Raw genomic sequence first — 14,647 nt, forward strand, 5'->3', positions numbered from 1 at the left:
CGGCGGTCAAGACGGTGCTGCCACAGGCACGCATCGTGGTCGATAAGTTCCATGTGGTGCGTATGTCAAACGATGCCTTGGAGAAAGTGCGCAAGGGCCTCAGAAAGGAGCTGAAGCCTTCCCAGAGCCGAACCCTCAAGGGAGACCGGAAATCCTGCTGAAACGTGCTCACGAAGTCTCAGACCGGGAACGCCTCATCATGGAGACCTGGACAGGCGCATTCCCGCAACTGCTGGCCGCCTACGAGCACAAGGAACGCTTCTACGGCATCTGGGACGTTACCACACGGCCCCAGGCAGAAGTCGCCCTGGACGATTGGATAGCCACCATCCCGAAGAGACAGAAGGAAGTCTGGAGCGATTTGGTCAGGGCGGTGGGCAACTGGCGCGAAGAGATCATGACCTACTTCGAGACGGGCATGCCCGTCACCAACGCTTACACTGAGTCCATCAACCGACTGGCCAAGGACAAGAACCGGGAGGGACGTGGCTACTCTTTCGAGGTGATGCGGGCACGAATGCTCTACACCACGAAGCACAAGAAGAAGGCCCCGACTGCGAAGGTCTCTCCGTTCTACAAGAAAACCATCGGTTACGGTCTGCCGGACTTAGCCGAGGAACTCAACTTCGGGGTCGATCTATCAACCATCTGAGGGCAGTAACCGGTTAGTGGGAGAAATGTGCCTCATCAACCATTAAATCCGTATACCCTTTATAAGAAGCGAAAAGCCATGCAAGATCACCAAAGCCAGCCGTTAAATGACTTTATAGAATATCCACATGAAGAAATGCTAAATCGTGCTAACGAGTTTTTACAAACCAGCCAACGCCGCCATAGCATTCGCAGCTTTAGCGATCGCCCAGTACCAAAAAATATTATTGAAGCATGTATAAAAGCAGCTGGCACAGCACCAAGTGGAGCGAATCATCAGCCTTGGCATTTTGTGGCTATAAACAGTAGCGATGTAAAAAAACAAATAAGAGAAGCCGCAGAAAAATTAGAGCGTTCTTTTTACGAAGGCAGAGCAGGTGAAGAATGGTTAGATGCGCTAAAACCGTTAGGTACCGACGCCAATAAACCTTATTTAGAGCATGCACCTTGGCTTATAGCTGTATTTAGTCAAAAAAAGGGCGGCGTAAGCAGCGATGATAAAAATACGAATTATTATGTGCATGAGTCTGTTGGCTTAGCTACCGGCTTTTTAATTCAAGCTTTGCACCGCAGTGGTTTGGCAACCCTTACTCATACTCCAAAGCCAATGAGTTTTTTAACCGACATATGTAATCGCGATAAAGATAACGAACGCCCATACATGCTACTTATTACAGGCTACCCAAGTGATGATGCAACAATACCTGCTCATGCACTGGATAAAAAATCACTCGATGAAATAGCTACGTTTATTTAGTATTTTCTTGTCGGCAAAACCACTCATATAGCAAAGCAATGATCGACTCAACTTTTGGATCGGTCAATGAGTAATAAATAGTGTGCCCTTCTCTGCGAGTAGCAACCATATCTGCCTTGCGTAAACTTGCTAAATGCTGAGATAACGCTGACTGTGCTAAAGGTACATTTTTATTTAGCTCACCTACACTTTGCTCACCTTGTAATAAACTACATAAAATCATTAAGCGATTTTTGTTAGCCATTAATTTTAAAAACTGTTCGGCTTGCTCTGCGTTGACAGCTAGTTGTTCAATATTCATTTTTATTATTTCTCTTTTTGATACCTTTTTAAGTATAGACTTTTACATTAGCAAGTTCTAATATAATTAACATTAGGTTTTACTAATATTAAGATGGCCATGAAACTAGCGATGCCGTTTTATTAATCGGCGGAAGTGCTGTAGCAGTATCCGCACTATTAAGTTACTTTATATAAAGTAACTTTCAGTTTTTAACGTTATTTATAAGTATTAACTCAATTCACCTACTTATACCAAGTAGCACTCATTAATGTCTTTTTTAAGAAAAAGAGGATTTACAAACTAATGCTTACATCAATCCCTGACTTACTAAAAATTATCACACCTAACCAACGCCGTATTGACGCAGCGCAAGCAAAACTCGAGCTTGAACAAAATAAAGGTTTACTTATTGATGTGCGAGAACCTGCAGAGCACGCGACAAAATCGGCTGCCGGCGCTATAAATATTCCGCGTGGATTACTCGAGATGAAACTGATGGAAATAGAAAAAGACGCAGCTCGCCCTATTTACGTGCACTGCGCAAGTGGTGCGCGCGCAACGTTGGGAGCAGAAGCGTTAACGCGTGTGGGTTATGAAAACGTAACCGTTATTACCTGTGACGCAAACCAAATATGTAGTGTGTTTTAAACATCAACTGAATACTTATAATGATGCGCCTAGTAAAGGTAGGCGTTTAACTTTGTGATAAGTCAGTGCTAATTTAATACACTCTTTAACTGGGTATTCTGGTAATGGCTTTTCACTATTTAATACAATTGCCCGGTTACCTTCGAAAGTGAGAGTGTGGGAATACAACTCTCTAAATGTGCTTACTAGCTTTGATTGGCAATGAAAAAACAAATAACACGAGGAGCCCTTAAAGCCTACGCGAATGGGGCTGCCATTTATTGTGTTATAACTTGGCTCTCCCCACTTTAAAGACTCTTCAACAGCTCCTAAGTTTTGCTCTTGTGCTACGGTATAAATTAACTCTCGTAATTTTATAAGCTTACTTTTTGCTATCTCAGGATAATTATTAAATATATTTTCTATTTCCGTATTCATAAAAATATCCTTATAAGCTTTACAATTTTAAAACAGGCTACTTTTGCTGCCTTTCATCAAGTAAAACAAGTAGCATCTGCTCAATATTTTTAACACTATAAGTAAGTGATCTCAGTAGCTCTTTCTCACTTTGCTCTGTTGCCTGCTGCGACGCTTTACCTTGGTTTGCCAATACATCTTTTTGCTCAAGTATCGCCTCTCTAAACTCACTCGCATTAACTACACCAAGCAAAGACACTAAAGCACCATTTCCTGACTGCCCTGCTGTTTCAAAGCTTAAACGATATAATCCAAAGATTCGCATGAGCGGCCCTTGGCTTAACCCTACATCTGTTATTTTTTCAAGCGGAATAGATTTTTCTTCTTTAAATAATATGCCACGTTTAACTACCAATTTTTGTGGTAATAAGTCAGCTGACATAGCTGCGAGTATTCGTCCGCTCACCAGCCATACAATCAGTAAAATGATAGGTATAAGCGGTATAGTAACAAGAGCCAACATTGCAAATAGCGAGGCAGTAACCATCCAGTATTGTTTTACTTTAGGATCAAAATTAGCACTTTTTAAGGTTAAGTTACTCATTAGCTTTCTTTTGTATGGTTGGGGATTTATAAAAGTACGCCAATCTAATATTGAATGCAATTTAGTCCAAACATTTATAATTAGCATTCAAATATACTTTCACACACTTATGTACATACAAAAAAGCCGAGCATACAGGGCTATGCTCGGCTTAGGTCTGGGAAAATATAACCGCTACTGTTTGCTGATAAGTAAGCTCACATTCTCTCTATCTGGGCCTATTACCTTGAAGGAGTAAGTACCTTGTTCGGTAATATTTAGTGCTATATTGGCACCTACGGCTTCAAGTAGTGTTAGTTCATCAATTGCCACTACCGGCGTATCGCCTGCTCCACCGTAATCAACGGTACTCCAATCTTCAGACGCTACTTTAAATTCGTAGTCACCTGCTTCTAAATCTATTGATGTAGAGTAAATTGCATCACCCTCGTACATAAGCGGGTTATCAGTACTCCAGTCATTTAAGCTGCCGCGAATAAATACCGTTGTTTGTGCAAACATTTCAGCGTTGAGCACTTTTAGCGATACGTTATTTAAATCACTGGCGTCAAATATAAACTGGTATTCACCTTCTTCTGCAATGTCGATGGTCATATTCGCGCCCGCAACCGACAACTGCTCAGCGGTGCCAACCATTACACTGGCATCACCCTCAGCCGATCCATAATCAACCGTGCTCCAATCTTCTGACGCTACTTTAAATTCATAACTTGCAGCACTCAGTGTTTTAGTAAAGGTGTAAATGCCTTTACCTTTATAACTTAGCTCATCGGTTACTCCCCAGTCATTAAGCGTACCGCGCACATAAATAGCAGTGCCTATAAATGGCTCTTCGTTGTATAAAGTAAGCGTTGGATTTTCAGGGTTTGAAGCATCAAGTGAAAATACATAGGTTGCATCAATAGCAGCGCTGAATGTCATGTTTGCACCTGAGCGCGTTAATGCCTCACTTTGGTTTTCAACTACATCTTTATCAGCGTCAGTAAGCGCGCCAAAATCAACTGTAGACCAATCTTCAGAGGCAATTTTAAATTCGTAATCGCCAGCGCTCAGTGCAATTGCTATACGGTATTCACCCTCGCCAATATATTCAAATGCATCGCGTGTGCCCCAGTCGTTTAAAGTCCCGCGCACAAACACAGCGGTGCTGCCATAAGGTACTACATCAGGTGCACCCACTGTCGCATTTGCACTTAAACCAGCACCTTGGCTCTCACCTTGGTTTTTAGTAAATACAGCTAATGTGTAAGGCGGTACAGTAAATGTGCCTTCGTTATCGCCAGCAGCAAAATTAGCATCGGTCATGCTTGCATCAACACTGTTTTTTAATACATCGTGTAATTCAAAATCCGCTGCGGTGGCAATAGTATGGCTAAGGGTTTGCTCGGTTGCGTTAATCACGACAACAAGCGCGTCAAATGCAGGGTCTAAGTCTGTTAGCCCTTCGCCATCATCAATGCTCATTACAATTAAGCCATGTTGCTGCGCTTTACCTACGTTATGAAAACCCACTCGCTCAATAACATCTTGCTCTGTGGTTAATCTAAAGAGTGGGCTGCTACTACGTATTTGTAAAAATTCATTAAATACATCATGTGCAAAGGTAATATCTTGTGGCTGTGCAGCCGCTTGGGTATTAGCAGAAATAGGCATAATTTCTTGCCATTTCACTTCGTTGTCTTGCGCGGGTGGCAAGCCAATATTCCAGTTATTGGTATCTTGGGTAAAATCAACAAAGTTAAACCAGTCGCCCGAATCGTAGCTGTTACGATCCATCGATTTTGAACGTAGCAAGTCGGCGCCCATTTGCATAAATGGAATACCTTGGCTCATAAGAGGGAGTGCTAACGCCATATTATGAGCACGAACGCGCTGCTCAATACTCATGTTAGCGCTGTGTTTATATTGCAGCTGATCCCATAGTGTTTCGTTATCGTGTTTTGATACGTAATGAATGCTATCGGCAGGGTCTAGTGCATACGCCGTTGGCTGAGTATTCCAAGTAAAGCTATTACCCTTTACTGAGTTACCTTTAAAGTCTTTTAAAATGTAGTTTTGTAAATTACCCGCAAGCGACAAACGTAAAGTATCTTGCTCTGCTAAATTGCCATCTGTTGAGCTATTACTAAATAATGCGCCGCCGCGAACGGCTTCACGAATACGGTCGTTAAATGTACCTACTTCGCTACCGGCCNCTTGTTTGGCTTGTACAAATAATCGGTTATTTGCCACCTCACCAAAGTCCCAGCCTTCGCCATAAAAGTAGTTATCTTCATCAACGGCTTGCACTGCATCGCGTGCTGCAAGAATTGACGATTTTGGCATATGCCCCATTACATCAAATCTAAAGCTGTCATAGCCAAATTCGCGTGCCAAAATAACTAATGAATCACTAACAAACTTATCCATCATTACATGCTCTGTGGCTGTATTTTCACAACACGTTGAGCGCTCTATTTCACCACTTACTTCGTTATAACGGTGATAGTAACCCGGTACTAGTTTGTCAAATACCGATTTATCCCAAATACCCGACGATGTTGTATGGTTATAAACCACATCAAGCACTACGCGCAGACCAATAGATTGCAGTGATTGTACCATAGCGCGGGTTTCTTTAACGCGGGCAATGCCCTCTGGGCTTGATGCGTACGAGCCTTCAGGCGCTATAAAGTAATGCGGATCGTAACCCCAGTTAAAGCTATCTAAGCTGCGCATAGCATTAGCAAGTGCTTGTGCGTCATCTGAGCCTGGTAAATAACCGCTCATTAAATCAATAATGGTGCTGTTTTTATCTTGGGTTTTACACGCATCGGCTTCATCATTAATTTGCTCACATAAATCTCCTAGCGAATCGCTAATATCTACACGCTTACTGACGTCTTCATCTATGGTGCCAATATCAGTAATAGGTAATAAATGAAAATGCGTTAATCCATTTTGAGCCAAAGTTTGTAAGTGCTGCATAGGAGCACTATTTAGCTCAGTAAATGCAAGGTATTTACCGCGGTTAGCCTCTGTTACGCTGTTATCGCGCGCACTAAAGTCACGTACATGGCCCTCGTAAATAATCGCATCTTCTGGGTTTTCTACCGTAGGAATAAGGCGTGTATCCCACCCTTCGGGTTTAGTGTCTTCATCGGCTAAATTAATTAACTGGCTGTATAAACCATTGGTAGATACATTTAGTGAGTAAGGGTCTGTGCTCCAAAGCGACTCTATTTGCTGAGTCAGTGGATGGTAAACATCAAAATTAAAGCGGTAGTAATGGCGGTCGTATTGCATATCTAAACTTGCTTGCCAAATACCTGTCTGTGTATTTAATGTCATTGGCGTAGAGTGCACTTGTGTTTTTGCATCATCAAACACATTTAGCATCATGTTATTAGCGGTGGGTGCCCACACAGTTACATCAATCGCGTTATTGCCATAATTTACACCCAGCACAGCTTCATTAGCATCGTCTTCGCCTTGCGTGTAAAGGGCGTCGAGTGCTTTAGCGGTTTGAACATAGCTTGCTTCTAGAAGCTTACCTTCACTATCGTAACCTGCAATAACAAGCTGCGATTTAATAAGCGTTTTAGCCGTGCTTGTATCCCAACTTCCTTCGTATGCGTTCCAGGTGGTTAAATGCGGTACTTTTGCAGCCTGCTCATCAGTTATATTGCTTGATTGCAGCGTAACAGTATCGCCGTTTAAACCAGTATCAATATCCACTTCAAGCTGAGCGGTAGCTGATGAATGTAACTTAATTAGGCTTGTAAGCTCGTTACTTGGTTTATACAAAATAGTATTTAAATCAATCCAATGCGCTGAAGCACCTGTTATAGCAACTGCGCGTTCGCCTAAACTTAATATAGGGTATTCAAACACCGAAGGCTCGCCATGAATGGTAAAGTTCATACGCTGAAAGGTTTCATCGTCTTGCATCAGCGGCATGGTTAAATCCACATCACCAAACGCCTTACCTGACCCTTCTGTACCAATATGAATAATAAAATTGGCACATTCGTTATAACCCTCTTTAAGGTTAATTATCCAGTACGCACCGTAGTTTGGATCAATACCATCGTATTCATGGCCGTTAGCCCAATCACTGGTATCAAATGGTGGTGCATAAGCATCACACACATCGTTATTCCACGAATGTAATCGGTAACCTTCGTAGTTATCATCGGCTAAGCGGTTATAAAATAAAACCGCCTCTCCCTCCCCTGCAAATACAACAGGGTCTGGCAGGGTTGGGTCGGCGCCAACCACGCAACTTTCGTTATTTTCATCAGGTACTGTAGGTGCAGGGCACGATATAGGTTCGGGATCGACACATTGTGACCCCGCTTCATTAGGGACTTGTGGCACATTACAGGTAAGTAATGGTTCACCAGATTCAACATCACCTGTTCCACCACACGCTGCTAATAGCATTAACGCTAACGTTATTAGCAAATATTTAGACATAGTTATAATTTTCATTTTTAAACGCTCCGTTTGCTAATTAATGACTGTATGTAAAACCAAGGTAGAACTGACGACCAAAGTACTGAGTCGTCCCTGTTCGTTGCTCTGAGCCAAAGTAACTTTGGGTTGGTTCATCGGTTAAGTTATTAACTTGCAAAAGCATTGTTAGCGAGTCGCTAAAGCGATAAGAGGTTTGAAAGTCGACTACGGTTTCAGCATCAAAATTAACCACTTGCTCGTTAATGGCAACCTGCTCTGATACAAACTCATCGCGGTAGCGCACATTGAGGCGGGTTTCAAAATCATCCATTGAGTAAAAAAACGTGGCATTAAACACGTTATTAGATAGCCCAGGTAAAGATTGCGCTAACGTGTCGCCCCCTAAACTGGTGATCGATTCAATTTCACTCTCGGTGTATGAGTAACTTGCGTTAGCGCCTAAGCCATTAAATGGCTCAGGTAAAAAGGTAAACACTTGCGTATAAGCAAGCTCTAGCCCTCTGATATAGCCACCTTCACCGTTATTAACTGCCGTGGTATAAATACCGTTTATTGTCGCAACTTGCTCGCCACTAACTGGGTCTTCTATAGAGTCAGGTACGTTAAAGCCATTGCCTTTAAAGTCGAAGTTTTCGATTGATAAGGTTTCAACAAACGAGTCTATATTTTTATAAAATAACGCTGCTGCGATAGTGCCGTTACCTTCTTCAAAATAATATTCGTAAGATAAGTCGTACTGGTCGGCATAAAAGGGTTTTAAAAATGGGTTATTAGTACTTGAACCATTAATAACACCATCGTCACTTACGTTTGCACTGGCATCGCCCGCTAAGCGGTTAATTGGCGCACGCGACATTACTTTAGCCGCTGCAAAGCGCACAAGTGAATTGTCGTTAAGTTGCAGGTTTAAATTTAATGATGGTAAGTAGTCGGTGTATTTAGTGCCTAATACATTAGGTGCGTATAAATCATTTACAATGCCGTTCTCATCAACAATATTTTGCGCACCTAAGCGCGCATCGCCTGCTACGTTTTCTAGTACCGTTGCTGATTGGTCGGTTTCAACGCGGCGCACACCCACATTACCCGATAGGTCGAGCCCCCCTATTTGCGTGTTAATGTTTACCATAACGTACGCAGCTAGCACATCTTCAAACACCGAGCCGCTTTGTAGCAATGTCCACGAATAGTTAGTTGTGTAACCTTGCGCGTCGTCTACGCCATCGGCGTTGCCCCATGTTTGGACAGGCTCGGGCGTGCCATCTGGAAACCACGCATTGAGCGCTTTGTCTAAATCAATGGCTAAATACGACGGGAAATAACTAAACTCGCCCTGCCAGNAAGCCATATCGTCGGTTAAACTCAAAGGCGGTTGCGTTGCTGAAAACGCCCCGTCGTTACCGTACTCAAATACCGAACGCTTTCGGCTGTATTCTCTATCTGAGTAGCGCGCACCAAACTCTACTGAGCTAAATATGTCGCTTTCTAGCTCGTATTTAAAATCTAGTCTAAATGCCGTTACTTCATCTTCTGTTTGATCTGGGTAAATACCATATTTGCTGACCATTACACGGTCTATATCGCTAAAGGCGGCCGCCTGATTAAACCCAACGTCAGGTAAGTTTAAGCCGTTTAATTGATAGTTAATTGCTACGTTGTTATCAAATACTGGCGTTTCTGCATTGGCATCTTCTGCTACTAAGCTCCACAGTAAGCCATTTCTAAAGTTACTTTTTGCGCGAGAAAGCGACACATCGGCATTTACGCTTAATCTATCGGTTACCTGCCAATCGGCATTAACGCCAAAACTATCTACTTCGTCAAAGTCTTGGTTGTCGTCGTTAACTATTTCAACGCGGGTATAGCTTTGCGAAGTGCGGTTAACCGCTGCGCCTATTACGGCATTACCATCGAGCTGAGCGTTAGCATATGCAGCTGTTGGCCCGCCTAATTTAACCCTCAGGCCACGGGCAAATGACTCTTTATCAAAGCGCGATAAAAATGCGTCACCTTTTAATTTAAAGTTATCTACCGGCGCCCACTCTATAGCTGCTAAGTAACCATTACGGGTTTCTTCGCCGCCTAAATGCTGTAGCTCAAAGCCTTCGCTAATGTATTCGTTTTCTGGATTAGCTAAAGGGCCATTGGTGTCGTTAGCTGCGCCATCAACGTCTTTTGTGTCGTTGTAAGCAAGGCCAATAAACTGCGTTGCTACACTTGGCTGAAACAAACGCGCATAGCCCAGCGCCACGCCTAATGTGTCGTCTAGGTATTTGCCTTGATACGAAAAACTAATTCGGTCGCCAAATTCAGTGGCATCCGATACCTCTGAGGCGCGGTCGTTATACATACCGCGCACATTAGCTACAAATTTATGTGTTTGGTCGTTATTGAGTGGGCTGGCGGTTTCAAGCTCTACCGTACCGGCCACGCCACCTTCAATAAGCGATGCTTTTGGCGATTTGTATACCACCGCAGAGCTAATTAATTCTGACGGATATTGGTCAAACTCAATACTGCGGCTGCCACTTGTAGATACTTGCTCGCGGCCATTAAGTGTTGAAAATACAAACCCGCCCGAAAGCCCACGTATATTAATTTGCGCCGCTTGTCCGCCCGTTCTTACTGCTGAAATGCCTGGTAATCGTGTAAGTGCATCGGCCATTGAAATATCAGGCAATGCCCCTAAATCATTGGCAGAAATTTGTTCTGACACCGTATCGCTAAAACGCTTTTGATTTAAAGATTGAATTAAACTGCGACTAAAGCCTCGCACTTCAATAATTTCTAAATCTTCAGCTTGTGTGCTGGGTGATTGATTTGTTGAGTCTTCGTTTGCAGCCAATGCACTATTTGCGGCAAATAAAGCCAGCATAAGTGCACTTAGTTTAAACTTGTCCATGTGTGTGAACCTTTGAGTTATTGTTGTCAGGTGTTGCTGTGTTGTTCAAAACACAACCAACAAATTGTAACTAAAAGGTAAAATTAATGTGATGAATACGTATGCAGGGCATGAGAGTTAGGCTGCAGGTGTATGCGCGTACATACACCTGCATTTGGAACGCTATTTAAAGGCTAAGCACCACTTTTATCGCAAGAGCAATAAACACAACACCCAGTATTTTATCAAGCCACGGGTTTTGCTTGGTAAATCCAAAGCGGTTTTTTGAAACCTCGGTCAGTAACGCCACCAGCAAGTACCAACCGGTATCAATTACAAACACAGTTAAACACATAATTATGCCCACACTTAAAGTAAGTAGCTGAGGGTCAATAAACTGTGAGAACAAGGCTAAAAAGAAAATCGCGAGCTTGGGGTTCAAAAAAGCAATGGCAAAACCATCTTGTAATGCTTTAGCTGCACTTACCTCACTTTTTTGTACTTCAAGTTCGTTATTGCTGGGTTTTGCTAGCAATATTTTTATACCTAAATACGCCAAATAGGCTGCGCCTAAATACACCAGTATTTGATAAACAGTCGGAAACTGCATCATTAAAGCGCCTAGCCCTAATAACGATGCACCAGCATACAAGCCAACGCCAGTACCATGACTGAGCGCGGCAAGCATTCCGTTTTTCATACTGCCGTTAAGTGAGTGCTTTAAAACCACCGCTAAACTTGGTCCTGGCGACATTGCGCCCATCATGCAAATAGCAGCTAGGCTTAACCATACTGTAAATGTCATTTAAAGCTCGTCAGTTTCAATAAGTAATGTATAACCGTGCACTTGCCCATAAAAACCTGCCAAGGGCACTGCGTTTATTACTTTCCAGCCATCTTGGTTTAATTCCTGTATGCGGTCATTCAGTGCGACTATATCTACCCCACCCAAAAAACGGGTCTTTCTAAATTCGATTACTTTTTGCATTTTAATCCTTGAGTATCTTATAACGTGTATTCAAAATCGTAGTAGTGAATCCCTTGCTCAATACGTATTTTCATACTGCCCGTTAACCCTTCTAGCTCATTAGTGCCAGAGTCGGGAATTACATTTAAAATTAGGCTGTCTTGGCCTTTATCCATAGTGCCAAAATGCTGCAGTACAAAACTGCCTTTTTTACCGTCAAGCTCGCCTATTACTTGCTCTATGGCAACATAACCGGCACTGCCTTGTGTGGGTGTCATGGCGCTTAGCATTTCGCCTTGGCTGGTGGCATTTAAGCTACCTTTAAATGTTTTATCTATCGACATACGCCCTAAATTAACGCCGTTTTGGCCGCTTGCGTAGCCTTCTATAGGGGCCAGATTTACATTAAATTCTCCACTTACGGTTGCAGTAGTCATAACGTTTCCTTATTGATGCTAATGTTTAAAAGTATTGATTTTTATTATCTTAGTGCCATATCTATACCTTAACCTTTAAAAAGAATCCACTATGTCAAAAACAAGCCCTAAGCCCGAAAAAGCCGCTTTTAGTAGTTTATTACCTATTTTTGCTTTTATTAAACCTTACAAATGGATGGTAGTAGCGGCGCTTGCTGCCCTTTTAGTAACCGCTGGTGTTAACTTATCATTAGGGCAAGGGGTTAAGTTTGTCATAGATCATGGCTTTATAGCTGGCTCCCAAGCGCAGCTACAACAAGCTGTATTGGTGCTTATTGGTTTAATTAGTTTATTGGCCGTGGGCACCTTTAGCCGCTTTTATTTAATGTCGTGGATTGGCGAGCGAGTCAGTAACGATATTCGCAAAGCCGTGTTTAATCGCATTGTTACTTTGCACCCAAGCTACTTTGAAGAAAACCGCAGTGGCGAGCTTATGTCGCGTTTAACAACCGACACAACATTACTGCAATCAATTATTGGTTCATCATTTTCTATGGCGCTTCGCAGTGTACTTATGCTGGTTGGTGGACTTGCTATGCTGTTGTTTACTAATTTAAAACTTACTTTAGTGGTTGTTGCTTGTGTGCCGTTGGTACTTGTTCCTATGATGGTATTTGGTAAAAAGGTGCGCAAACTTGCAAGCTCCAGCCAAGATGCCATAGCCGATATAAGCACCTATGCCGGCGAGATCATTCAAAATATTAAAGTAGTGCAAAGCTATAGCCACGAAGAACAAGAGCAGCACGCTTTTGCACTTGAAACCGAAAAAGCCTTTAATGTGGCTAAAAGCCGCATTAAACAACGCTCGTTTTTAATTGCAGCGGTAATATTTTTAACTTTTAGTGCTATTAGCGCAATGCTGTGGGTCGGCGGCAGCGACGTATTAGCAGGTACCATGACTGGCGGTGAGCTAGGAGCCTTTGTGTTTTACGCTATTATGGTGGCAATGTCGGTGGCAACCGTTGCTGAAGTATATGGCGAACTACAACGCGCAGCAGGCGCAGCTGCAAGATTACTTGAGTTACTTGCTGTTAAAAGTGAGATAGAAAACCCACTAAATCCACAAGATAGTAACTTACTAAAAAATAGTAACAGCCCTGCTATTACGCTTGAGAATATAAGCTTTAACTACCCTTCTCGCCCAGACGTAAGCGCACTTAATAAAATAAGTTTAAATATACTTCAAGGCCAAACTGTGGCTATTGTTGGCCCTTCTGGCGCAGGTAAAACAACCTTATTTGAATTACTACAGCGCTTTTACGATCCGGCTAGCGGAGCCATTAAATTTAAAGATATAAACATTAAAGAATTATCGCTTAATACCCTCAGAGGTAAAATGGGTATGGTAGCGCAAAACCCTATTTTATTTAGCTCCGATGTAATGCATAACATTCGCTACGGCAACCCAAAAGCAAGTGACGAGCAAGTATATGCCGCTGCCAAACATGCTCATGCTGATGAATTTATTAAACAATTACCGCAAGGTTATAACAGTTTTTTAGGTGAGCAAGGTGTGAGGTTATCGGGTGGGCAAAAGCAGCGTATTGTACTGGCACGCGCTATTTTAAAAGACCCTGAAATACTCCTTCTTGATGAAGCCACCAGTGCACTCGATGCTCAAAGTGAGCACCACGTGCAAGCTGCGCTTGAGCATTTAATGCAAAATAGAACAACGCTTATTATTGCCCATAGGCTGGCAACGGTTAAACATGCCGATGTGATTGTAGTCATGGAAAATGGAGAGATTATAGCAACGGGTACCCACCAAGAATTAGTAGCAAGTAACCCGTTGTATCAAAAACTGTGTGAATTACAGTTTAATAAAGACTAATTATTCTTCTGTGTTTGGCACTATTTGAATTTCTACACGGCGGTTTTGAGCACGGCCATTTGCACTATCGTTAGTCGCAATTGGACGTGTTTCGCCATAACCCATAGTACTTACACGCTCAGCCATAATCTGCTGGTTCACTAAGTAGTTTTTAACGCTTTGAGCACGTTCACGCGATAGGTTCATGTTGTAGCTGTCTTTACCTGTGCTATCTGTGTGGCCTTCAATACTTAGGTACGTTTTTTCGTATTTGTTCATCACTTTAGCAATAGCATCTAAGGTATCGTTAAAGCCAGACGAAATATAAGATTGGTCGGTCGAAAACGTAATATTAGATGGCATAACTAAACGCAAGTTATCGCCTTCACGTACAACTTCAACACCAGAGCCTGCAAGTTCATCACGAAATGCTTCTTCTTGCTTATCCATGTAGTTACCCACTGCAGCGCCAGCTAGTGCGCCGATAGCAGCGCCTATAAAAATACGCTTATCTTTATGGTTACTTGTTGCTTTACCTAATACGCCACCCGCTGCTGCGCCAATAGCCGCACCTTTGCCGGTGTTATTCATTTCACAACCAGAAAGTAATACAGCTACTACGGTTACGCTTAAAAGTGATTTAGTTAAAGTCATGGTGATACCCTATTCATTAAGAATTTAGCAAGAGTATGCAAATACATGTATGAACAAACTAT

At 42.6% G+C, this 14,647-nt stretch carries 12 protein-coding genes and 1 pseudogene; 4 read left to right on the forward strand and 9 right to left on the reverse strand.

Annotated features, from left to right (window positions below):
* Together L655_RS01000000125230 and L655_RS0106440 are read left to right on the forward strand one after the other, a co-directional pair.
* Positions 1 to 652, forward strand: a pseudogene (locus tag L655_RS01000000125230) (transposase); the annotation flags it as partial.
* 78 nt (positions 653 to 730) lie between these two features.
* A complete protein-coding gene (locus L655_RS0106440) occupies positions 731 to 1,408 on the forward strand; it encodes a nitroreductase family protein (RefSeq protein ID WP_024604482.1) in 678 nt (225 codons plus the stop codon).
* Here L655_RS0106440 and L655_RS0106445 read toward each other — a convergent pair.
* Positions 1,401 to 1,709, reverse strand: a complete 309-nt coding sequence (locus L655_RS0106445) for a metalloregulator ArsR/SmtB family transcription factor (protein ID WP_010554926.1) — start codon at positions 1,707 to 1,709, stop codon at positions 1,401 to 1,403. The two genes, L655_RS0106440 and L655_RS0106445, sit on opposite strands and share 8 nt — an antisense overlap.
* A 285-nt stretch (positions 1,710 to 1,994) precedes the next feature.
* On the opposite strand from L655_RS0106445, the gene L655_RS0106450 reads away from it, so the two are divergent.
* Entirely contained in the window at positions 1,995 to 2,339 is a 345-nt protein-coding gene (locus tag L655_RS0106450) for a rhodanese-like domain-containing protein (protein WP_024591370.1), read from the forward strand.
* A 15-nt stretch (positions 2,340 to 2,354) separates the two neighbouring features.
* Here L655_RS0106450 and L655_RS0106455 read toward each other — a convergent pair whose 3' ends face one another.
* The 7 genes from L655_RS0106455 to L655_RS0106485 all read right to left on the reverse strand — a co-directional run bounded on the left by L655_RS0106455 (position 2,355) and on the right by L655_RS0106485 (position 12,082).
* Positions 2,355 to 2,756, reverse strand: coding sequence for a DUF1801 domain-containing protein (locus L655_RS0106455; protein WP_024604483.1), 402 nt, complete (start codon positions 2,754 to 2,756; stop codon positions 2,355 to 2,357).
* A 37-nt stretch (positions 2,757 to 2,793) separates the two neighbouring features.
* Positions 2,794 to 3,339, reverse strand: a complete 546-nt coding sequence (locus L655_RS0106460; RefSeq protein WP_024604484.1) for a PH domain-containing protein — start codon at positions 3,337 to 3,339, stop codon at positions 2,794 to 2,796.
* A gap of 174 nt (positions 3,340 to 3,513) precedes the next feature.
* The gene (locus tag L655_RS0106465) at positions 3,514 to 7,812 is read right to left on the reverse strand and encodes an alpha-1,6-glucosidase domain-containing protein (RefSeq protein WP_024604485.1); all 4,299 of its coding nucleotides are present in this window, start codon (positions 7,810 to 7,812) and stop codon (positions 3,514 to 3,516) included.
* A 22-nt stretch (positions 7,813 to 7,834) separates the two neighbouring features.
* A complete protein-coding gene (locus L655_RS0106470; protein WP_024604486.1) occupies positions 7,835 to 10,699 on the reverse strand; it encodes a TonB-dependent receptor in 2,865 nt (954 codons plus the stop codon).
* Positions 10,700 to 10,865: 166 nt separating this feature from the next.
* On the reverse strand, positions 10,866 to 11,483 hold the full coding sequence (locus L655_RS0106475) for a LysE family translocator (RefSeq protein ID WP_024604487.1): 618 nt from the start codon (positions 11,481 to 11,483) through the stop codon (positions 10,866 to 10,868).
* Positions 11,484 to 11,666 (reverse strand): hypothetical protein, encoded by a 183-nt coding sequence (locus L655_RS0106480; protein ID WP_024604488.1) that lies wholly within the window; start codon positions 11,664 to 11,666, stop codon positions 11,484 to 11,486.
* A gap of 17 nt (positions 11,667 to 11,683) precedes the next feature.
* Positions 11,684 to 12,082, reverse strand: coding sequence for a DUF3224 domain-containing protein (locus L655_RS0106485; RefSeq protein WP_024604489.1), 399 nt, complete (start codon positions 12,080 to 12,082; stop codon positions 11,684 to 11,686).
* A 91-nt stretch (positions 12,083 to 12,173) separates the two neighbouring features.
* On the opposite strand from L655_RS0106485, the gene L655_RS0106490 reads away from it, so the two are divergent.
* Positions 12,174 to 13,952, forward strand: coding sequence for an ABC transporter transmembrane domain-containing protein (locus tag L655_RS0106490; RefSeq protein ID WP_024604490.1), 1,779 nt, complete (start codon positions 12,174 to 12,176; stop codon positions 13,950 to 13,952).
* On the opposite strand, the gene L655_RS0106495 is transcribed toward L655_RS0106490, so the two are convergent.
* On the reverse strand, positions 13,953 to 14,585 hold the full coding sequence (locus L655_RS0106495) for an OmpA family protein (RefSeq protein ID WP_024604491.1): 633 nt from the start codon (positions 14,583 to 14,585) through the stop codon (positions 13,953 to 13,955).
* Positions 14,586 to 14,647 lie beyond the last annotated feature (62 nt).

The sequence above is a fragment of the Pseudoalteromonas sp. TAE79 genome (genome assembly GCF_000498015.1).
Lineage (GTDB): Bacteria > Pseudomonadota > Gammaproteobacteria > Enterobacterales > Alteromonadaceae > Pseudoalteromonas.